Source organism: Campylobacter concisus (assembly GCF_003048405.1).
Classification (GTDB): domain Bacteria; phylum Campylobacterota; class Campylobacteria; order Campylobacterales; family Campylobacteraceae; genus Campylobacter_A; species Campylobacter_A concisus_Q.
Window position 1 is genome coordinate 74,956 of the sequence record NZ_PIQS01000003.1, and the last position, 21,166, is coordinate 96,121.

A 21,166-nucleotide genomic window follows, 5' to 3' on the forward strand; every position below is an offset into this window, starting at 1 on the left:
TCGCCTAAGCTCAAAAGGCGACTTGGCAAATTTTTATTTTTTTAGATAGTAAGTAGTTCCATTTGAAAAGCGTTTTTCATAAGCTGGAGTGTAAGGAACAAGATCAGCGTGCCCAGCGTAAAGCCTACCATCTGGCTTAAGCAATTTATGAAGCCTCTCAACGCATTTTAATCTAAAATCATCATCAAAATAGATCATCATATTTCTTGAAAGCACAATATCAAATTTTCCTAGATTAAAAATAGCATCATCAAAAACATTTAAAATTTTAAACTCACACCTTGGTAAAATTTCTTTTTTTATCTTAAATTTATCATCGACTTTTGTAAAAAATCTCTCTTTTTGAAAATCGCTTAATCTATGCAAGCTCCTCTCACTAAAAATACCATTTTGACAGCTTGCTATGGCTTCTGAGTTTATGTCTATACCTACGATTGAAATTTCATGCTGTTTAAATCCCATCTCATAAGCAAGCATTGCAAGCGAATATGACTCATCTCCAGTAGAGCAAGGAGCACACAAAATTCTAGCTCCTCCAAGCTCCTTTGCGTAATATATCACATCTTTAAGTTGAGGCAACTCTCTATAAAAATAAGTCTCATTTACAGTTACTAGATTTAAAATGTCTTGTCGCAAGCTTGAGTTATATCTTATCATCGAAACAAGATCTTTAAAACTTTTTATCTGGCGATCTCTAATAAAAATGGTAATTCGCTGCAACGTAATATCTCTTTTTGGCTCCAGATCAACTCCGCAAAGAGTTTTGATAACATTCATAAATTCATTAAAACTATCCATATCTTGTGGAGTATTTGTTTGCATTGTTTTTGTATCTTTTGCGTCATTAGTTAGTAGCATTTAAAAAATCCTCCAGCTCTTTTTTTATCATAGTTAGATTTAATGATTTTAAGCTTTGATTTAGCTCTTTTGCACGTTTTGGCATACCATAAACTATCGCGCTCTCTTCATTTTCAGCTATACATTTTGCTCCAGCCTTATAAAGCTTATCAAGCCCAGATGCACCATCGTCTCCGATGCCAGTTAGCAAGATAGCTAAGACATTTGCACTTTTGCAAATTCCAACTCCAGATTTAAACAACACATCAACATTTGGCGTATATATAGTCTTTTCTTCTGTATTTGGCTTTGCGCTGATTGGTAAATTTGGCGACACCACTACATTTTGTTCACAGACATATACGGTATTTTCTTTTAAAATTTTCCTCTCATTTAAAATTTCAACATCCAAGCCACACTCTTTTCCAATTTGCATAGCAAAAGAGTTTATAAACATTTTATTCATGTGCTGGGCTATCACGATGATAGCTCCATTTAGTTTTACGTTTTTTAGTAACTTTTTTAAATGCCCAGGCCCGCCAGTAGACGCCCCTATTAATATTAATTTTTGTGCCACAAATAGCCTTTAAAATTTTAATTTAATATTTAGCTTACACCACTTTTTGTATATCGTCAATATCCCCGCCACTCTTTATATGTCTTGCTAATTTTTAAGCAAATTTATAGATCATTTCTTTGTGATCTTATACAAAAAGCTAAAAATTTCAGCAACAGCTTTATATAAATTTGGTGGAATTTCTTGATTAACTTCAACCTTGCTTAAAATTTCAATAAGATCAGGATCCTCTTTGATCGGTATATCATGCTCTTTTGCAAGATCAATTATTCTATTTGCTATCTCGCCAGCGCCACTAGCCAGCACTCTTGGAGCATTATCTTTAGATCTGTTGTAGCCAAGAGCTACTGCTTTTTTCTTATTTACTTGCATTAAATTTTCTTATCAAAGCCCACATCAAGGCCACCAAATTTTTTAAATCTATCATTTAGCTTCACTTTTGACAAAGTTTTGATATTAAAGTTTGAAACTATAAGTCCAAGCTTTGATATTGCTTGTTTTAATTCGCTAGAGTTTGAGAGGATTAGCTCCTTAAACTCATTTGTTTGCGTAGCTACCGAAAGATCAATGTACCTTTTATCAATAAGTCCAACCATCACATTTATCTGTCCAAATTTCTTAAAATTTAGATCAATCTGAGCGTAAAATTTATCCTTTTTGCCTTGCTTAAATGCGATATTTCCACCCTCAACGCCGTCCCAAATATAAGGCATATAGGTTTGGATCCCGCCTTGAAGGCTTGATATCATTTGATGCATCTCGATCTGCGAAATCATCTTATTTGCAGCATTTACGCTTTGCGGGTTTTGACTCTTTTCACTAATATTTAAAAGCGTGCTTTTTATATCTTGGCTTAGCACCTTTGAAATTTCGCTGCTATTTTTAGTCGTAATGTTATTTATATCGTTTGTAGCAAGATTTAGCTGCTTTAAAAGCGCCTTGCTCTCACTTAGTTCATTTTTAGCCAAACTTGCCTTAGCATCAGCAAGACTTAGGCTATGAGCAAGACGTCTCGCCGCGCTTTGGAGCTTATCTTGCAAGCTACCATCCTTTGAGACATCGCTCATCTCATTAAACGCTTTTACAAGCCCTGCTTCATCGCCTATGTTATTTAGCGTTTTTAGATCGTTTTTTATGCTATCAAGGATAGTTTTTAGCTCTTTGTGATTTTGGCTAAAACCAAAATTTTGATTTAGCTTTTCATTTGCTAGGCTTGCGACTTTCTCGCTTAAATTTGAGATGAAATTTTGCATTTTGCCTATTTGATTTTTTACTAGCTCGCCATTTTGATCTTTTGAAAAATTTTTATCTAAAAATTTAACCACACTATCAAGCTTATCAACATCTTTTAAAAGCGTTTTTATGCTTGAGTTATCAAGGATGTTTTTTGCGTCATTGCTCGCTTTTTCAAGTATAGAAGCAAGTTTTGAAAAAGAGTTTTGATTGTCTAATTTTTCATCATTTAGGGTTAAAATTTGATTTAGTAAATTCCCGCTTGAGAGATTTTTTATATCGCTTAGTAGCTTCTGAACCGAGCTTGGAAGCTTTTCTGGACTAAGTGCATCTTTTAAATTTGCTTCAAGCATTACGCCTGAGTTTTTGATCTGATCATTTAGTGAGCCAGCTTTTAGATCGGCTATTGGTTTTAGAAATTCTTTTAGCTTTAGAGCAAGGCTCTTTATCTCACTATTTTCATTTTGCGTTGCTTCTGCTTCTAAGCTTTTTGCAAGGTCTGATAGCTCACCTGCTAAATTTGGAGCGATTTTTGTATCTTTTGCCTGAGATAAAATTTGCTCAGCCTTGCTAAGACTTGAAGCGCTTTTTAGATCATCAAGCACTCTTGCAACGAGTTTTCCAACATTATCAAGTGTCTCTGAAATGCTCTGCTCACTAGACGTTTGTACGCTTGGCTGATTTTTAAAAAGCGAGCCTTCATTTTTACGAACTGGTACATTTTGAGTAGCATTTTGCCCGGTTTGAACCGAAGTATTTGATATATTCAAGGAATTTCCTACGTCCATTTTTTACTTTTTATTTTTTCTATCGGCAAAATTTCCATTTTGCTCAATAGTAGCTATGCCAGCCGTCCTTGCAACGAGCCTGTCGTTATACTCTTTTCTCATGTGCTGTGGTATTGTCTTTTGCGTTAGCGCAAATAAAATAAGCCCAGCAAAAAGCACCAAATAAACATAGATAAAGCCAAATGCTCCAAAAATTTTCATCGCATAGCTCATAAGAAGCGGCGAGAAAAGCGAAGCCAAAGAGTAGCTAAATAGCAAAGCACGTGCGACTTGCACACTCTTTGTCTTATCTGTGATCTCGTCATTTGCTCTAGCTAAAGAAAGTCCATATGTGCAAAAAATTCCAGCTCCAAAAAAGAATGAAAGCAGATATTCAACCATTAAATTTTTGCCATTTAGTAAAAACAAAACCGCACTTATTAAAGCTACGCTGCTACAAAGCAAAATAGCTGGCCTTCTGCCATATCTATCAGAGAAACTACCGATAAAAACTTGAGCTAAAAAGCCTCCAATCATCGCAACCGTCATAAAAAACGATGCCTCTTTTGTGCCGTATCCTTGAAGCAAAACAAAAAGGCTTGCCATCGAAAAAAAGCCGTTTATTGCTAAGCCTGCAATGAGCGCGCCAACAAGAGCAAGCGGGACGATACCAAAAATTTTTGGGATATTTATGGGCTGACGCTCTGGGATTTGAGGCTGATTTATACGGATCAAATTTAATGGAATGCTTGAGAGCATGATAAAAGCTGCACTTATGATGAAAATTTCAAAGGTATTAAGATTAAGCGCCAAGATCAAAATGCCAAGTCCAAAACTCGTGTAAAAAACGCCTTCATAAAAGGCTATCACGCGAGATCTTATTTTATTTGGAATTTTTGCATTTAGCCAGCTTTCTATAACCATCAAAAGTGCGTAGTAGCAATATCCCAAAAATGCACGCAAGATCGCCCAGAATACTAAATTTTGATTTACCGCATGAAGCATAGCTGAGACTGCAAAAATGGCTGAAAAGATGGCAAAGGCTCTTATGTGACCAGTAGTTGAGATGACTCTGTGGGCTGTAATGGTGCTAATTAATGCACCCACAAAAAAGCCCGTGTTGATTAATCCAATCTCTAGCTCGCCCACTCCATTTTGCTTAAGAAGTGCACTACAAGATGCGATGACTAGGCCATTTCCGATAAAAAGCAAACTCATGCCCAAAAATAGCGGTCCCATCGAGCGGATGATCCTAAAGCTACTTGCCATCTGCGTCCTTTCTCAAATTATTCTCCATTATCCCAAAGATAAAAGCTCCAATAGGCATCGGAGCAAGCCCCACTAAAAAGCCGGGCACGTTTAGTAAATTTTCATTTTTTAAAAATATAAATCCAAAAAAAAGTATCGCGTAAGCAACCAAGCGATAAGGCATAAAAGCCGCTACAAAGCTTCTATCTTTAAATGAAAATTTCTGCTTTTTTAGCCTTGCTTTTTCATCTTTTAGGCTAAATTCTTTTGCCTCATTTTGGGGCAAAATTTCATCATCCTCTTCGTCCTCTTCTTCTATCTTGGCTAAAATTTCCTCTCTTGCATTTTCTAGCCTTGAGTTTATGCGGTTTTTATAGGCAAAAAAGCTAGCCGTTAGGATGATAAGCGAGGCAAAAAATGAAATTTGCGAGCTTATAAAAAATTGATTTGATATAAATTTGCCAACCACGCTAAGTGCTAGCCAAAGCGCAAAGTAGCAAATAAAAAGCCTGCTAATCGTCCTCGTCATCATCGTCTTTTGTGTAGCCTTTATACCTTGTCTCGTCCTTTAGCTCATCTAGGCTTTTAACCTGCGCTTTGTATGCCTTATAAACGTTTAAAATGGCAGCTGCGATGCCAATAGCAAAGCCTATCCAAAGCGCTGGCGTGAAATTTGTAGCCTTTTTTACAAGATATCCTAGCCCAGTGCCAAGCAAGATCGCAACTACGATTGAAACGCCAAGGCTTAGCTGCTCAGCCCCTGCTACGATATCTTTTATCTTAAATTTTGCCATTAAGCTTTTATCTCCAAAAATGCCTCTTTAGCTGCATTTACCGCTAGATCGATATCAGCTTCACTCATCGCATCGCAGATAAATCCCGTCTCAAACTGGCTAGGTGCAAGATAAATTCCACGCTTAAGCATCGCTTGGTGAAATTTAGCAAAGAGTTTTGTATCGCTCTTTAGCGCATCGTCGTAGTTTTTTACTGCATGCTCTGTAAAAAAGTAGCCAAACATCGAGCCACGAACCTCGGTTTGGATAGTGATGCCAGCGCTTTTTGCAGCTTCTTTGAAGCCGTCCATTAGTTTTTTAGCTAGTTTTTCAAGTCTAGCGTATAAATTTACATCGCTATTTATCTTTGAAATAGCCGCTATACCAGCGCTCATCGCCACTGGGTTACCACTTAGCGTGCCTGCTTGATAAACAGCGCCCTCTGGGCTTAGGCAGTCCATGATCTTAGCCTTGCCACCAAATGCAGCGACGTTCATTCCTCCGCCTATGACCTTGCCAAATGTGACAAGATCGGCATCCACTTCGTGAAATGGATATGAGCCAAGGCGAGAAGCTCTAAAACCACTCATAACCTCATCAAGAATGAGCACAGCGCCAAATTTATCGCAAAGCTCTCTAAGCTCACGTAAGAATTTCTTATCAGCTGGCACAAGCCCCATATTTCCTGCAATTGGCTCGATTATGACGACGCCGATTTTGTCTTTATTGTTTTCAAAGATGGCTTTTACGCTCTCGATATCGTTATAAACTGCTAGATAAGTGTTTTTCACAACATCTTGTGGCACGCCGCTGCTTGAAGCGTTGCCGTATGTCGTAGCGCCACTTCCTGCTTTTATAAGAAGTGCATCGCTGTGTCCGTGATAGCAGCCTTCAAATTTTATTAGACCATCCTTTTTAGCATATCCTCTAGCTACTCTGATAGCGCTCATAGTGGCCTCTGTGCCAGAGCTAACGAAGCGAATTTTATCTATTTGTTTAAACTCATCACATATTAGCTTTGCTAGAGCGGTCTCTTTTGGAGAGGGAGCGCCGTAAGATACGCCTTGTTTTACAGCAGAGATGATCGCCTCTTCGATATCTTTGTCGCAGTGGCCAAATATGAGCGGTCCCCAGCTTTGGATAAAGTCAAGATACTTTTTGCCCTCGACATCATAGATATAAGCACCCCTAGCGTGATCGATCATTACAGGCTCACCACCAACACTTCCAAATGCACGTACTGGCGAATTTACGCCGCCTGGGATATATTTTTTGGCTTCGCTAAATGCCTCTTTATTTGTCATTTTTTATCCTTTTGATTTTGTGTTTTTAAATTTGTCTTTTGATTATCTTTTTGATTTGTTACTGGTTTTACTGGCGACTTTGGGGCTTGCGTAGTAGCAGTTTTTGCTGACTCAGCTGGCTTAGCTGTGGTAGTTTTAGCTGGTTCTGCTGGTTTTGTAGCAGGGGCGGCTTTGGCAGATTGCTCTGGCTGTTTTTGCGTCGTATCAGCAGCAACTGGCTTGCTTAAATTTTGCACTTTTGCTGCTTTTGAAGGAGTATTTATCTTATTTGTAATGTATTCATAAAGAATCGTAGTCTCCTCGTCTGTCAAAAAATAGCTTGGCATGACACCTTTGGGCTTTGTTAAAGCGGCTTTAAAGCTCTCAAAATCTATATCACTTATCTTTGGTGCCCTAAGCTCATCATCAACCGTTTTGTTTGCCTTTTTGTCAAAGTGTTTGTATTTGGAGATTAAACTACCCTCGCCCTTTGCACCGTGGCATTTGTCGCATCCTATGCCTCGTGGATTTAGGTATAGCATCTTGGCGTACTCGGTTTTTGTGATAAAATCAGCACCAAAAATCGCCACACAAAAAAGCAAAATCAAAAAAACAGACCGCATAAACCTCTCTTTTAAAAATTTAATTTAATTTTAGGTATGATACCACCCTTGTGATTAAAAAAGCTTTTAAATAAGGATCCAATATGAAAATTTTAGACGGCAAAGCCGTATCTTTAAAGGTCAAAGAAAACGTAAAAGTAAGAGCTGAAGAACTAAAAAAATTTGGCGTAGAGCCTACATTGGCTGTTATCCTAGTGGGCGAAGATAAAGCATCTCAAACATACGTTAGAGCCAAAGAAAAAGCCTGCAACGAATACGGCATAAAAAGCGTAGCTCACCGCCTAAGCGAAAATACAACCCAAGAAGAGCTTCTAGCGCTTATAAATGTGCTAAATTTAGACGATAGCATCCACGGCATCTTGGTGCAGCTACCACTTCCAAAACATATAGATACGAACACCATTTTGGCAACGATCGATCCAACAAAAGACGTAGATGGCTTTCATGCTGTAAATGTTGGAAAACTTGTTAGTGGATTAGATGGATTTGTACCTTGCACACCGCTTGGAGTTATGGAAATTTTAAAAGAGTATGGTATTGACGTGGCTGGGCTAAACGCGGTTGTTATAGGTAGAAGTAATATCGTTGGAAAGCCTATGGCAAATTTACTTTTAAACGCTTCAGCAACAGTTACGACCACTCACAGCAAGACTAAAAATTTAAAAGAAATTTGCAAAAACGCTGACCTCATCGTCGCGGCCATTGGTAAGCCATTTTTCTTAAAGGCTGATATGGTAAAAGAAGGCGCAGTGGTCGTTGATGTGGGCATAAATAGACTTGATGATGGTAGGCTTGTAGGCGATGTGGACTTTGATGAGGTTGCACCAAAATGCTCATATATCACGCCAGTTCCAGGAGGCGTGGGCCCGATGACGATTGCGATGCTTTTAAACAATACAATCCTTGCAGCCCAAGCTAAGATAGCTAGCCACAAAAGAGTGTAATAATGAAAAAATTTTTTACTAAATTTTATGACTTTTGCTCGAGCTGGACTGGCACTATTATCATTGTTTTACTAGTCATTTTTTTTGTAGCTCAAGCCTTTGTTATCCCTTCAGGCTCGATGAAAAATACGCTTTTAGTTGGTGATTTTTTATTTGCCAAAAAATTTGTTTATGGCATACCAACACCAAGGATTCCATGGCTTGAAGTAAAAATTTTACCTGAGCTAAACGATAATGGACATCTCATAACAGGCGATGGTCCGGCAAGAGGCGATATAGTCGTCTTTCGTTATCCAAAAGATGAAAAGACCCACTTTGTAAAACGCTGCTTTGCCACAAGCGAAGATGAGATAGTATTTACCGAAAAAGCCTTGTATTTGCGTCCAAAAGAGGGAGATAATTTCATAAAGGCAAACTGCCGTGAAAATTTAAATGGTAAAGAAAGTAAATTTGGCTACTCATGTAGCGATATAGCCGAGCTTGATGGTAAGCTTTTCATAAAAGAGCCATATAGATTTAGCGGCATCCACTATGATGAAAATGTAAATTTATTTGAGCAGATGATTTTCATGCTAAATACAAATAAAGATAGTGTTTTTATGAAGCCAGTGCTATTTAGCTCACTACCGCAAAATCCAAATTTTAACCTTAATGCATTTTACGTAAAAGTGCCAAAAGACGAATACTTCATGATAGGCGACAACCGCGATCACTCAAACGATAGCCGTTTTTGGGGAAGCGTGGCTTATAAAGATATAGTTGGTCAGCCTTGGTTTATATATTTTAGCTGGGACAAGAACTACAATGTGCGCTGGGAGCGTATCGGGCGTTTTGTAGATACGATAGAAAATGACGAATTTTTCACTAACAAAGCTCTAAAAGAAGGCGAAGTAGATGGGCTTCATTGATAACATAGACATAGTTAAAGTCATCACTATCGTTATCTCTTTAATAATCGCCATCGTCGGCCACGAGATCGCTCACGGATATGTCGCTTATAAATTTGGCGACAACACTGCAAAAAACCTTGGCAGGCTTAGCATAAATCCCATAAAACACATCGACCCAGTTGGCACTATCGTCGTGCCACTGGTGCTTTATCTAAGCACTGGCATGATGTTTGGCTGGGCAAAACCAGTGCCTGTAAATACCTACACAGTTGTGCGAAATGGTGGCTACAAGGCTGCTATCTACGTAAGTCTAGCTGGCATTTGCTACAACATCATCCTAGGTATCTTGTCGCTTTTTGTGTTAAAGGCCTTGCTAAACATAGAAACCTTTGAAATTTTACTTCAGCTTTTATTTACGCTTGCGCTTTTAAATTTGATGTTAGCCATCTTTAACCTCTATCCGATCCCGCCACTTGATGGCTTTCACGCGCTCGAGTACGCGCTTAGAAATTTTGGCTTTCACGAACTGGCTGAAAAGCTAGAGGGCATCTCGCGATATGGCTTTGTCATCCTTATCATCATCCTCATCTCGCCTTTAAAAGATACTATCTTTTATCCGACAAGATACGTTTTAGATATCGCAAGCGCATTTATAAACGGCTAAATTTAGAGCAAATTTGCTCTAAATTTTTGGCTTTGTGATCTTATAAGAGTACTCTTTTTTAAATTCCTCTTTTGGAGCAAGGCTAAATTTAAGCTCCACCTTGCCATCTTTACTAATATCTTTTTTGTCAAAGCCCTTTATCTCGATCTTTACCGCCTCGTCAGCAGATACTGGCACGCGATCAACCAAAGTGACATCGACACTTTTACTTGAGTTATTTTTGACTCTTATCTCATAGCCCTCTTCGCTTATGCGCTCCTTGCCAAGAAGCGAGCTCTTTTTAAATTTATTTAATCGCTCTTTTTTAAGCTCAATTAGCTCGTTTTGTCCTAAAAATAGCTGTGATGGCTCATCTTTTGCTTTCATCTCAAACTCGCCAGAACTACCGACACTCACACCATTAACATAAAACTGCGTTTTAGCTGGCGTTAGGTCGTCATTTAGCTTAAAGCTAGCTACATTATATGCCTTTAGCGAGCCATAAAAATCAGCAAAAACACTAAAATTTGCATCCATTTTTTGAGTATCGTAAGTTATATATTTGCTCTCGCCTTTTGCCAAATTTATCCCATCTATCTTCCAAATTTTGGCAAATTCGTTCTCATCTCTTTGCACACGCATATCAGCTACCTCAGCAGTGACTTTCGCAGCTCTTAGCATATTTTTTGAAGCACCGTAACCTTCAGCCTCCACCTCGCTCTCCTCATACCAAGGGTAAAACTTGCTTGGAGCAAGCGCTTTTTGGTATCTGGTCGGATAGATGGCTAGTTTTAAATTTTTAACATCTCTAGCATATGGGTTGGTGAGCAAAATTTCTTGTTTTATTAAGATATTTTTATTTTTTGTATCTGCATAAATTTCATTTAGTGCCTTTGGGAGCTCATCATCTATATATGAAAGCGTTACCTCTTTTGGACTGCAAGCAAATTTCATATCAATCTGCAAAAACCCAGCCATCTCGCTCTTTGGCTCGTTTTCTTTAAGCACTTCAAGCTCACTTTTAGCAGCTGAGATTTTCTCGATATTTTCTAAGCTAAATTTATAAAACTCATCAGCTCTATTTGTCACATCGTTACTTTTATTTTCTCCTATCAAAGCCTGCTCTATAAACCTGCCTCTTGCTTTTAGTGCCTCAAGCTTGCTACTTAAATTTATAACTTCTTGCTTCCATTTTATGTAACTTGGAATATTTTCTTCGCTGATCTTTTTTAGATTAGCATTCACGTCACAATCACCATTTATAGTGATACTCTCACTCTGCACGCCCTCTGGTACAAAGGCGCTAAAAGAGCTATTTGCGTCGCTAAATTTTTGAGTGATGATGGTTTGATCTGTGTAGATCTCTATCAAATTTTCATTTGCAAAGGCTAGCACTGAAGCCATTAAAAAGAGCGTCTTTTTCATATTTTTCCCTTTTAAAAATTTCACAAATTATAGCCTTTTCTCACATGCAAGCAAAATTTTATTTTAATGCAACTTTGACTATAATTAACAAAAAATTTAACGGACTTTTCATGAATATAGACAAAGTTTTCTTAGCTAGCGATCACGCTGGTTTTGAGCTAAAAAACGAGCTTAAAGAGGCTATTAAAGAGCTTGGATACGAAGTGGTTGATCTTGGCACAAACGATAAAAATAGCGTTGATTACCCTGACTATGCGCATTTGCTAGCAAGCAAGCTTGAGTCTAACTGCTACGGCGTGCTCATTTGTGGCACAGGTATTGGCATATCAATCGCTGCAAACAGGCATGAAAACGTAAGGTGTGCCCTTTGTCACGACGAATTTACCGCTAGACTTGCAAGAGAACATAACGATGCAAACGTTATCGCTTTTGGAGCAAGGGTTATTGGAGCTGGCGTGGCTACAGCAGCACTTGAAACATTTTTAAAGACAGAGTTTGCAGGCGGCAGACATGAAAGAAGAATCAAAAAAATAGAGCTTAAGGAAGCCAAATGATAGGCGAGTGGATCGTTTTTACTGCTCTTGTTTGTGCTGCGATCTACCTAACTGTCATGGTTTTTTACTTCAAAACGCTTCTAAAAAAAGAGCGTGCGACAAAAGATTTTATGAAAAATAACCTCCAAGACACCGAGGTCGTCATAAGAAAATTTCAGATCCAACTTCAACGAAGCCTCGGCAACATCGACATCTTAACAGACGAGCTAAACAAAACTAAAAACGACGTGACCTCGCTTCGCACAAGAAATTCCCAGTACCGCTTAGAAAACGACAAGCTAAGACAACGCATACGTGAGCTTGAAGGCAAAATCGAAGCGCTACTTTAACATCAAATTTAAGGAAATTTATGAAAATTTTAGATCAAAAAGGCAAAGAATTTTTACTAAACTCTATTCGCTGCATAAACGACTTTCCAAAGCCTGGCATAGTCTTTCGCGACATCACGACACTACTAAACAACAAAGAAGCATTTAACTTTTTGATAGACCATTTGGTGGCTAGATATGAGGACGCAAATATCGACTATATCGCTGGCATCGAGTCACGAGGCTTTATCTTTGGCGCGGCGCTTGCGGCAAGACTAAGGCTGCCTTTTGTGCCTATTCGCAAGCCAAAAAAACTGCCTTTTATCACGCTTTCTCAAAAATATAGCCTAGAATACGGCGTAGATGAAGTGCAAATTCACATCGATGCTTTTGGAGAAAAAGCAGGCGCTAGAGTGCTTTTGATGGACGATCTCATAGCCACAGGAGGCACTGCAAAGGCTTCAGTTGAGCTTATCAATCAAACTAACGCAACCTGCGTAGAAGCGTGCTTTCTCATAGATCTAGTCGATCTAAAAGGTAGCGAAAAGCTAAAGTCGCTTACTAAAATTTACAGCGTTTTAGAGGTTTAGAATGGAAGAGTTTTTTATAGAACTGCTTAAAGAGTACGGCTACATCATACTTTTTGTCTGGTGTATCATGGAGGGCGAGATGGCCTTAATAATGGCTGGAATTCTCGCTCACACCACGCACATGCACATCGCGCTTGCTATCTTTGTGGCTGGACTTGGAGGCTTTGTGGGTGATCAAATTTACTTCTACCTTGGCCGTTACAATAAAAAATACATCGCAAAAAGGCTTCACACGCAGCGGAGAAAATTTGCAGTGGCGCACATAATGCTGAAAAAATACGGCTGGCCGATCATCTTTTTGCAACGCTATATGTATGGCTTTCGCGTCATCATACCGCTTTGTATAGGACTTACTGGTTATGACGCTAAAAAATATGCCTTTATAAATTTAATCAGCGCTTGGTGCTGGGCGGCGATCACCACCATACCTGCTTGGATACTTGGCGAGCATATATTAGTGTTGCTTCAAAAAGCAAAAGAGCACTGGTACGTCGCTATCCCAGTGGTTGCCATATTTATGGGGCTTTTGATATATACATTTAAGCGCATCGAAAATAAAATTTTAAACGAAAGGAGAGATAGAAGACATGCAGTTTCAAATAGTTGATAAAAAATTAAAAGATATAAAAGCTGATATTGAACTAATTTTCGTAGTAGATAAGGAGTTAAAACATAAATTTATAGGCGATAAAGAGGCTATTAAATTTAACAATTACAAGGGCGATAGCGTCCTCATCCTAAGCGAGGCAAAAAGGGCTTACGTGCCACTTTCTAAGCTTGATCTTGATGAACTTAGAGTTGCAGCTGCGAAAGCTTACAATGCGCTAAAATCGCTAAATATCAAGAGCATAAAGCTAGCTTCTTACGTAGCAGAGTGTCAAAAACTAAGCTTTGAGGCGCTAGCTGAGGGCTTTTTGCTTGGGAGCTATGAATTTAACAAGTATAAAGAGAAAAAAGAGAAATACACCCTAAAAGAGATCATCTTTTCTACTGAAGAATTTGCTGGCAAAAAGATCGATCTAAAAGTCGCGAGTGAGGGCTTTAAAGAGGCAGAGATAATAGCAAATGCTACAAATTTCGCAAAAGATATCGTAAATGAAATCCCAGAAATTTATACACCACAAAAGATGGCCGAGGACGCGCAAAATTTAGCCAAAAATATCGCAAGCATAAAGTGCGAGGTCTATGACGAGAAATTTCTTGCAAAAGAGAACATGAATGCATTTTTAGCGGTAAATCGTGCGAGCGTACATAAACCAAGGCTTATCCATCTAACCTACAAGCCTAAAAAGTCTAAAAAACGCATCATCTTTGTTGGCAAAGGCCTAACATACGATAGCGGCGGCCTTAGCTTGAAGCCTGCTGATTATATGCTCACTATGAAATCAGACAAAAGCGGTGCAGCAGCAGCTCTAGGCATCATAAAAGGTGCAGCGGAGTTAAATTTACCATTTGAAATTCACGCCATTTTAGGCGCAACTGAAAATATGATCGGTGGCAACGCTTATAAGCCTGATGACGTGCTAATGTCAAGAAGTGGCGTTAGCATAGAGGTTAGAAACACCGATGCAGAGGGACGTTTAGTGCTGGCTGATTGCCTAAGCTACGCGCAAGACTTTAAGCCAGACATCCTAATCGACATGGCAACCCTAACTGGCGCTTGCGTCGTGGGACTTGGCGAATACACAACAGGCATCATGGGCAACAGCGAGAGCCTAAAAAGCGAGTTTAAAAACAAGATAAAAGATAGTGGCGAGCTAGCGACTACGCTTGATTTTAACCCTTATCTTAGCGAGCTTATCAAAAGCCAGATCGCAGACGTTAGCAACTGCGCCTCAAGCAGATATGGCGGCGCAATCACAGCTGGTATGTTTCTAGCCAAATTTATCAAAGATGAGTACAAAGATAAGTGGCTACACCTTGATATTGCAGGCCCAGCATACCGCGAAAAGGCTTGGGGATACAACCAAGCAGGTGCAAGCGGAGCGGGCGTTAGGATGAATTTATACTTTTTACAAGCACTTAGTAAGGAGAATTGATGGGACTTTCAGTTGGAATAGTAGGCCTACCAAATGTGGGCAAATCAACGACATTTAACGCACTTACAAAGGCGCAAAATGCCGAGAGTGCAAACTATCCGTTTTGCACTATCGAGCCAAACAAAGCCATCGTGCCAGTGCCTGATAAGCGCCTAAATGAGCTTGCAAAGATAGTTAGTCCTAATAAAATTCAGTATTCAACCATCGAATTTGTTGATATCGCAGGCCTTGTAAAAGGGGCTAGCTCTGGCGAAGGTCTTGGCAATAAATTTTTATCAAACATCAGAGAGACCGAGCTTATTTTGCACATAGTTCGCTGCTTTGAGGATGAGAACATCACTCACGTCGAGGGTAGCGTCGATCCAGTAAGAGACATAGAGATCATCCAAACCGAGCTGATACTAGCTGATATTGAGCAACTAAACAAAAAGATAGAAAAGCTCACAAGAGAGGCGAAGGCAAATGCAAAAGGCGCTAAAGAGGCACTTGAGATAGCAAATTTACTCCTTGCTCACCTAAATGAAGGTAAAAGCGCAAGCAGCTTTGAGCAAAGAGATAGCGAGACATTTTTAGCACTAAACAAAGAGCTAAGACTTTTAAGCGCCAAAGAGGTAGTTTATGGTGCGAACGTCGATGAAGAAGGACTTAGTGAAGATAATAAATTTGTAAAAGCACTAAAAGAGTACGCAAAAGCCTCAGATCACGAGGTGATCAAGCTTTGCGCCAAAGTAGAAGAGGAGCTAATCGGACTAAGCGACGAAGAGGCTCACGAGTTTTTAGCCTCTCTTGGCACGAGCGAAAGTGGTCTTGAAAAGATCATAAGAACGTCTTTTGCAAAGCTAAATTTGATAAGCTATTTCACCGCTGGCGTCGTTGAAGTAAGAGCTTGGACGATCACAAAGGGCTGGAAAGCACCAAAAGCAGCAAGCGTCATCCACAACGACTTTGAAAGAGGTTTTATAAGGGCTGAAGTGATAAGCTACGACGACTACATCGCACATGGCGGCGAAAACGGAGCCAAAGAGGCTGGCAAGATGAGACTTGAGGGTAAAGACTACATCGTACAAGATGGCGATGTTATGCACTTTAGATTTAATGTTTAATTTTAGCCCTCTTTTGGGCTAAATAGTCAAAAAAATATTTAATCCTTGGGCTGTATAAGGTGAATTAAAACTTCCTTATTATAGTTGATAAAAATTCTTTTGAAAAATATACTAAGTTATATCGTCTTATTAATATCTTTATTGATACATAAGCTTCTCTATACAAGCAATGATGTAAATGCTATCAGCTCTGTGATATCAATATGGGTTTTATAAGTAAAGATAATAGCTCTTAGTTGCAGAGGTTGATGGTTTAATGAAGAACACAATTAAAGCAAGAAAGATTTCGATAGATAAAATAATATATTCATCATCTTTTACAAACTTTTAAATCTATAATATTTTTTTAAAGACTGTATAAAACTTACAACCAAAGTCTGAGCAATAAGACACCAGCCAAGTAAGGTATAAAAATTTTACTTATATGCCAAGCGTATTTATTTTATAAGCCCGATAGTCTCAGCAAATTTAAGCTCTTTATTTTCAAAGAGATTATATTCGATCGCATCTTTTTCGCTAAGCATCACAATAGTTGAGCCAAGCTCAAAATTCCCAAGGCACTCGCCCTTTTTGATATGTAAATTTTCATACTCGTAAATTTGTGTAAAATTTGCCATCGCATTTGTCTGTATACGCTCATCAAAACAAAATTTCATCTTTCCGACATTTAACGCACCTACAAAAACAAGCCAAAGTTTCTTACCATTTTTTATCTCACAAGATAGCGCTACGCGTTCGTTCTTTGTATAAAGGCTGTCTACTTTTGCAAGCCATTTTGCAGCCACGCTGTAAAGCTTACCCGGAATGTATATGGCTTTTTTAATGGCAATATCGCAAGGCGCATGATAATGATGATAATCTTTTGGGCTAAGATAGATATTTGCAAAGTCATATTCGCCCTCAAGCTCACTCTGCCCCAATAGTTCACTTACACTATACTCCATGCCTTTTATACTAAAGGCCTTTAGTTCCTTTGTGCTACCAAAACTAAGACAAGTACCATCAACTGGGCTTATAAACATCTCATCTGCTGCATCAAAATCTCTTGGTTTTATGAGCCTTCTAGTAAAAAGCTCATTTAAATTTTTATATTCATTTGCTGGTTTAAACTCGCTCATATCTATCTTAAACATCTTTATATAAAAAGAATTTATGACCTCTTGAAGTGGTTTGAAAAAGTTAATCCTTGCAACCTTTCCAAAAAATTGAGAAAACAGATTGTCTTTATTCATTTTATTCCTTGCTTAAATTTAATATTGCAATCTCACTTGGAGCAAAAATTCTAACAGGAGGCCCCCAAAATCCAGCACCACTGCTAACATAAGCTTGCATTTTATCATTAATCTTATAAAGGCCATGTAAAAATCCCTGATCAAGTAATACTAAAAGACCAAAAGGAAAAATTTGACCAGCGTGCGTATGTCCGCAAAGCACTAGATCAACATCTTTCTGCATTGATTTTATAAATTTTGGCTGATGAGAGAGCAAGATAGTGGGTAGCGATGGGTCACGTCCTGTCAATGCCTCATCTAAGTTTGGCTCTAAATGTTTAAACCTAATGCCAGCCAAATCGTAAACGCCAGCTAGATTTATACTCGCAATTTTTTTGTTTTTATTACCTAAAATTTCTATGCCAAGAGAACTGATCTTTTCTAAAATGCCATCTATTCCGTGATAATATTCATGATTGCCAGGTACATAAAAAGTCCCATAAGTACTTTTAAGACTTTTTAATGGCTCTAGAAAATCTTCTATAAAAGCGGCATTTACATCAACTAAGTCACCCACTATCACTACGATGTCAGGATTTGCCAAATTTATGTCATTGACGAGTTTTTTAATAAAGTCTTTCTGTAAAAATTCTCCTATATGCACGTCCGTTATCATGGCTATTTTTAGGCTGCTTTGTAAATTTTTTATTTTTATATCTACTTGCCTTATCTTTGGTGGCATTAAAGCATTGAAAATACCTTTTAAAAAACAAGCAATTACAAAAATGACAAATGTCACATCAAAGCAAAATTTAATAAATTTTCGTCTTGTGGGATTAAAATGAGCTTTTGAGCAAATGGATCTAACAACATCATAAAACAAACTAACGCCAAATAAAAAAAGAGAAAAACCAATGAGCGTTCCTGCTATCAGATAGAGTTCTATATTTAAAAAAGAAAATCTTAGTTGAAGAACAAATACAAACTCAAGTACACTAATAATATAGAAAAATATACGAATTTTTTTAAGATGCGGTGTAAAAAACGATACCTTTTTAATAAAACGTTTGTATGAGTATAAATTTGTAAGAACACTAAAGATAAGTGCCCCGATAATAATCCGAAAAAGTCCCAAAATATCTCCTTAAAAACAAAGATTATATTTTATATTTTTAAATTTACATTATAAATTTTATTAATTATTTAGAACAATTTGTAGTGCTAAGCCGTATGATTTTATAATTTAAATTTACAAAAAAATAATTGTTAAAAGGTATTTACATTAGGATAATAACTAAAAGATAAAATTTTGGAATTTAAAAATAAAAAGGTGGGAAAACTCCCACCTTAAAAAGAATTACTGGACTTTGCCAGACTCAATTCTTTCTTTATAGATTTTGCGAAGTTTTCTTATATCATTTTTAACTTCGAATACACCATGCCAGTGTGAATAGTCAGGGCCACCCATTAGAGCGCCTTGTCTCATACGGCGACCTTCGTGGTGCCACATATGATAGTAAACATCTTGGAATTCATCTTCCCAAGCGTCTGCGAGTAGTAAGTTTTTAGCTTTCAACTCTTCAAGCATCTTAGTTGCTTCAGCATTGTAAACGTTATAAAGCTCTACTTGTTTATCACCCATAATGAAGAAGTTATCTGTATGAGTTGATGTATGGCAAGCTTTACAAACTAGCTTCATCTCAGCTCTTGCTGCTTCTGGTCCATTTGGATGACCTGCTAGAGGTGTTCCTACGTTTAGTTTGCCAGTTTTTTCGTAAACAACAGCAGCTTGTTCATCACCAGCTGTTCTTAGCTTACTGCTGACGCCCCATAGGTTCCATTTTAGTCTTCTTGAAACATTGTGAGTTGTTGTTGTTTCACCAACACCACTCATGTGGCAAGCTGCACAAGTTGGAGCTCTAAAGTCTGGTACATCCCATGTATCAGGAGCAGCATCAAAATTCCATTTGTGAGCTTCGCTATTATAGATATGTCCGTGCATTGAGTTGTTAAAGATCTCAATATCTGGGTGATCAGGTCCAAGGTGGCAAGATGCACAAGCAGCTGGTTTTCTAGCTTCAGCTATGCTAAATGTGTGCGCGCTGTGGCATGATTTACATCCGCCTACGCCACCATCAGGATAAACATTACCTATACCGTAGTTTGGCCAAGTCTCTTTTGTAGGTTTGTGATCAGCGTCTAGTTTGATGACGGTTCCGTGGCACTGTGTACAACCAGTAGCGTCTGGAGCCATTTTGTATTCTGGATGATCCATACCTTCATAGTGATACATTAGTTTTACTATCACAGGGTTAGCATACATTTGCATAGCACCTCTTGCGTGACCACTCTTAACAAATTCTTCAACCTCATTTTCGTGACACTTAGCACAAGTTTTTGGGCTAACTAGCATTGAAACATGGTTGTTAGAATCTTTTGGATGCACCTTAACTGAAGCCATAGGATTATCTGCATTTACAGAGTGGCAATCCATACAACTTACGCCAACGTGAGCGTGGCGACTATTTTTCCAATCGGCAACTATGCCGGGTGTCTCTTTAGCGTGGCACTCAACACAGCTTTTTGATAAGTCTGACATTTTGTGAGCAACTTTAATGTTTTTTACAACATTAAGGTTTAAAGCGTCAGATTTATTTGCATCCATGTTTGCGGCAAAGCCAAAAGACATTAGACAGGCTAATAACATTAGCGACTTTTTAAACATCTCTCCTCCTTACTTGGTTTTATTGTTTTCTTGTTTTTTAATTGCTTCAAATTTATCCATTTGTAGTCCTAAATTCTTGTGGCCAACATGCTCATGGCAATCAACACATGATTTCTTATTAGGATTTCCAAGAACGAAATAATCTCTATGTGGCAAGAATGATTTACCAGCTTGAATAATATTTTTTAAATTTGAGTGGCAAGTCATACAACCACTATCATAGACAAAGTGAGATGCATGCTCGCGTTTTTTATGCCAGTCGATCTTGTCTGTATCTGTAAAAAATGTCTTATAGCCATCATTTATCGATACTTTAAGTTTTGTAAGTACATAGGTATAGGCACTTGTGTGGTCCAGGTGACAGGCTGAACATTCAGCTTTTATGCCAAGCTTGTTATTGCCACCATGTACATCTTCATGATATTGCAGCATCATAGGATCCATCGTGTGACACATGGTACAGACAAATCCACTACCAGTCGCATGAAGTACATCAGCTATACCCATAGACGCAATAAGTCCGATCACAATGCCGATAATAACAGATGACCAAACAAAAAATTTCTTCTTAACTTCAGCCAAATTTTCCTCCTGAATTTATCAATATATCGTAAATTTTTACGAAAATTTTAGACGAATACTATCCAAAAATATATAAATTTTTTCTTTAAGTAAATGAAAATATTTATTTGATATTAACTTTCAATAAGAATAAATTTCTTGTAGTCCACCTACATCTTTTTCCAAAATTTGGTTCTTCTCATCAAGTTTGACTAAACCATTTGTTTTAAATTTATTTAAAATTCTCGAAAAAGTTTCTGGAGTCATATTGAGTATTGATGAAATTTTTGTATGCTTTAGCTCATTAAATAGATCTTCATGATTTAAAATGAACCTAGCCACCTTCTCTTCGGAGCTTAGTATTAGTTCTTGGTGGAGTAAATTTGTAGTTATTCTTATCTTTTGTGCCATTGATTTTAGAAATTTCATGCAAATTTCTGGCTTTGTTAAAAATTGTGCTTCAAATTTTTCATAATTTATCTTTAAAACCTCGCCAGAGATAGTAAAAATGGCGCTTGCTGGATAAGGGATATTTTCAAAATTTACAACTTCAGCTACAAAATTCATAGGTGCAAGCTGATGGATAAAAATTTCCTTGCCATTTGCCGTAGTTTTATAAAGCTTAACCGAGCCAGTTATCAAAAATGTAAGCCACTTTGGCTCCTCGCCCTCTATAAATAAAAACTCGCCTTTTTTGTATTTTTTAACAACACTTATTGCTTCAAGTTTGGCTAGGTCATCGGCGCTAAGACCTTGAAAAAATGGGATTTGTTCTATCATATTTCACTCGCTTTTAAGATAAAAAAGCATTTTAGCATAAAAAATAGGACAA

The 21,166-nt window shown here is 37.9% G+C and carries 24 protein-coding genes; 9 read left to right on the forward strand and 15 right to left on the reverse strand.

The genetic code is table 11. The features are described from left to right. Positions 1-33: 33 nt before the first annotated feature. The 9 genes from CVT18_RS07285 to CVT18_RS10815 form a co-directional block, all read right to left on the reverse strand. The gene (locus tag CVT18_RS07285; RefSeq protein ID WP_081370920.1) at positions 34-858 is read right to left on the reverse strand and encodes a CheR family methyltransferase; all 825 of its coding nucleotides are present in this window, start codon (positions 856-858) and stop codon (positions 34-36) included. Next, on the reverse strand, positions 845-1,414 hold the full coding sequence (locus tag CVT18_RS07290) for a CheB methylesterase domain-containing protein (RefSeq protein ID WP_103576374.1): 570 nt from the start codon (positions 1,412-1,414) through the stop codon (positions 845-847). The genes CVT18_RS07285 and CVT18_RS07290 overlap by 14 nt, the downstream gene beginning before the upstream one ends. Before the next feature lie 111 nt (positions 1,415-1,525). Further along, a complete protein-coding gene (locus CVT18_RS07295) occupies positions 1,526-1,786 on the reverse strand; it encodes a FlhB-like flagellar biosynthesis protein (protein WP_103628116.1) in 261 nt (86 codons plus the stop codon). Then, the gene (locus tag CVT18_RS07300; RefSeq protein WP_180999653.1) at positions 1,786-3,417 is read right to left on the reverse strand and encodes a flagellar hook-length control protein FliK; all 1,632 of its coding nucleotides are present in this window, start codon (positions 3,415-3,417) and stop codon (positions 1,786-1,788) included. Before CVT18_RS07300 ends, CVT18_RS07295 begins: the two co-directional genes overlap by 1 nt. 21 nt (positions 3,418-3,438) lie before the next feature. Continuing rightward, positions 3,439-4,683, reverse strand: a complete 1,245-nt coding sequence (locus tag CVT18_RS07305) for an MFS transporter (RefSeq protein ID WP_103628118.1) — start codon at positions 4,681-4,683, stop codon at positions 3,439-3,441. Beyond that, complete coding sequence (locus CVT18_RS07310; protein ID WP_103628119.1) at positions 4,673-5,194, reverse strand: hypothetical protein; 522 nt, start codon at positions 5,192-5,194, stop codon at positions 4,673-4,675. Before CVT18_RS07310 ends, CVT18_RS07305 begins: the two co-directional genes overlap by 11 nt. After that, positions 5,175-5,456: an AtpZ/AtpI family protein gene (locus tag CVT18_RS07315; protein ID WP_012001455.1), complete on the reverse strand. Its 282-nt coding sequence runs from the start codon at positions 5,454-5,456 to the stop codon at positions 5,175-5,177. Before CVT18_RS07315 ends, CVT18_RS07310 begins: the two co-directional genes overlap by 20 nt. Then, a complete protein-coding gene (gene hemL, locus CVT18_RS07320) occupies positions 5,456-6,739 on the reverse strand; it encodes a glutamate-1-semialdehyde 2,1-aminomutase (RefSeq protein WP_103628120.1) in 1,284 nt (427 codons plus the stop codon). Before hemL ends, CVT18_RS07315 begins: the two co-directional genes overlap by 1 nt. Continuing rightward, positions 6,736-7,341, reverse strand: a complete 606-nt coding sequence (locus CVT18_RS10815; RefSeq protein WP_107824378.1) for a c-type cytochrome — start codon at positions 7,339-7,341, stop codon at positions 6,736-6,738. Before CVT18_RS10815 ends, hemL begins: the two co-directional genes overlap by 4 nt. Before the next feature lie 83 nt (positions 7,342-7,424). Between CVT18_RS10815 and folD the strand changes: the two genes are divergently transcribed. From folD to CVT18_RS07340, 3 genes are read left to right on the forward strand one after another with little or no spacing between them, the layout of a single operon-like run. Continuing rightward, a complete protein-coding gene (gene folD, locus CVT18_RS07330; protein WP_107824379.1) occupies positions 7,425-8,285 on the forward strand; it encodes a bifunctional methylenetetrahydrofolate dehydrogenase/methenyltetrahydrofolate cyclohydrolase FolD in 861 nt (286 codons plus the stop codon). 2 nt (positions 8,286-8,287) lie between these two features. Further along, positions 8,288-9,193 carry a signal peptidase I gene (lepB, locus tag CVT18_RS07335; protein WP_107824380.1) on the forward strand — a complete coding sequence of 302 codons (906 nt, stop codon included), beginning with the start codon at positions 8,288-8,290 and terminating at the stop codon, positions 9,191-9,193. Then, positions 9,180-9,839: a site-2 protease family protein gene (locus tag CVT18_RS07340; RefSeq protein WP_107824381.1), complete on the forward strand. Its 660-nt coding sequence runs from the start codon at positions 9,180-9,182 to the stop codon at positions 9,837-9,839. The genes lepB and CVT18_RS07340 overlap by 14 nt, the downstream gene beginning before the upstream one ends. 18 nt (positions 9,840-9,857) lie before the next feature. Here CVT18_RS07340 and CVT18_RS07345 read toward each other — a convergent pair whose 3' ends face one another. Further along, complete coding sequence (locus CVT18_RS07345) at positions 9,858-11,243, reverse strand: DUF4139 domain-containing protein (protein ID WP_107824382.1); 1,386 nt, start codon at positions 11,241-11,243, stop codon at positions 9,858-9,860. 110 nt (positions 11,244-11,353) lie between these two features. Between CVT18_RS07345 and rpiB the strand changes: the two genes are divergently transcribed. From rpiB to ychF, 6 genes are read left to right on the forward strand one after another with little or no spacing between them, the layout of a single operon-like run. Continuing rightward, on the forward strand, positions 11,354-11,797 hold the full coding sequence (gene rpiB, locus CVT18_RS07350; RefSeq protein ID WP_103628126.1) for a ribose 5-phosphate isomerase B: 444 nt from the start codon (positions 11,354-11,356) through the stop codon (positions 11,795-11,797). Continuing rightward, positions 11,794-12,126, forward strand: a complete 333-nt coding sequence (locus CVT18_RS07355; RefSeq protein ID WP_002939538.1) for a hypothetical protein — start codon at positions 11,794-11,796, stop codon at positions 12,124-12,126. The genes rpiB and CVT18_RS07355 overlap by 4 nt, the downstream gene beginning before the upstream one ends. Before the next feature lie 20 nt (positions 12,127-12,146). Continuing rightward, entirely contained in the window at positions 12,147-12,695 is a 549-nt protein-coding gene (gene apt / locus CVT18_RS07360) for an adenine phosphoribosyltransferase (RefSeq protein ID WP_002939787.1), read from the forward strand. A 1-nt stretch (position 12,696) separates the two neighbouring features. Then, positions 12,697-13,302, forward strand: a complete 606-nt coding sequence (locus CVT18_RS07365; RefSeq protein WP_021083652.1) for a DedA family protein — start codon at positions 12,697-12,699, stop codon at positions 13,300-13,302. Beyond that, positions 13,283-14,734 carry a leucyl aminopeptidase gene (locus CVT18_RS07370; protein WP_107824383.1) on the forward strand — a complete coding sequence of 484 codons (1,452 nt, stop codon included), beginning with the start codon at positions 13,283-13,285 and terminating at the stop codon, positions 14,732-14,734. The genes CVT18_RS07365 and CVT18_RS07370 overlap by 20 nt, the downstream gene beginning before the upstream one ends. Further along, positions 14,734-15,837, forward strand: a complete 1,104-nt coding sequence (gene ychF / locus CVT18_RS07375; RefSeq protein WP_107824384.1) for a redox-regulated ATPase YchF — start codon at positions 14,734-14,736, stop codon at positions 15,835-15,837. Before CVT18_RS07370 ends, ychF begins: the two co-directional genes overlap by 1 nt. Positions 15,838-16,274: 437 nt before the next feature. Here ychF and CVT18_RS07380 read toward each other — a convergent pair whose 3' ends face one another. From CVT18_RS07380 to CVT18_RS07400, 5 genes are all read right to left on the reverse strand, one after another. Next, a complete protein-coding gene (locus CVT18_RS07380) occupies positions 16,275-17,069 on the reverse strand; it encodes a phosphatidylserine decarboxylase (RefSeq protein WP_107824385.1) in 795 nt (264 codons plus the stop codon). Between the two features lies 1 nt (position 17,070). Then, the gene (locus tag CVT18_RS07385) at positions 17,071-18,183 is read right to left on the reverse strand and encodes a metallophosphoesterase (RefSeq protein ID WP_107824386.1); all 1,113 of its coding nucleotides are present in this window, start codon (positions 18,181-18,183) and stop codon (positions 17,071-17,073) included. 222 nt (positions 18,184-18,405) lie between these two features. Continuing rightward, positions 18,406-19,773 carry a multiheme c-type cytochrome gene (locus tag CVT18_RS07390; RefSeq protein WP_107824387.1) on the reverse strand — a complete coding sequence of 456 codons (1,368 nt, stop codon included), beginning with the start codon at positions 19,771-19,773 and terminating at the stop codon, positions 18,406-18,408. Between the two features lie 9 nt (positions 19,774-19,782). Then, entirely contained in the window at positions 19,783-20,355 is a 573-nt protein-coding gene (locus CVT18_RS07395; RefSeq protein ID WP_107824388.1) for a cytochrome c3 family protein, read from the reverse strand. 120 nt (positions 20,356-20,475) lie between these two features. Next, positions 20,476-21,114 carry a Crp/Fnr family transcriptional regulator gene (locus tag CVT18_RS07400; RefSeq protein WP_012001401.1) on the reverse strand — a complete coding sequence of 213 codons (639 nt, stop codon included), beginning with the start codon at positions 21,112-21,114 and terminating at the stop codon, positions 20,476-20,478. Positions 21,115-21,166 lie beyond the last annotated feature (52 nt).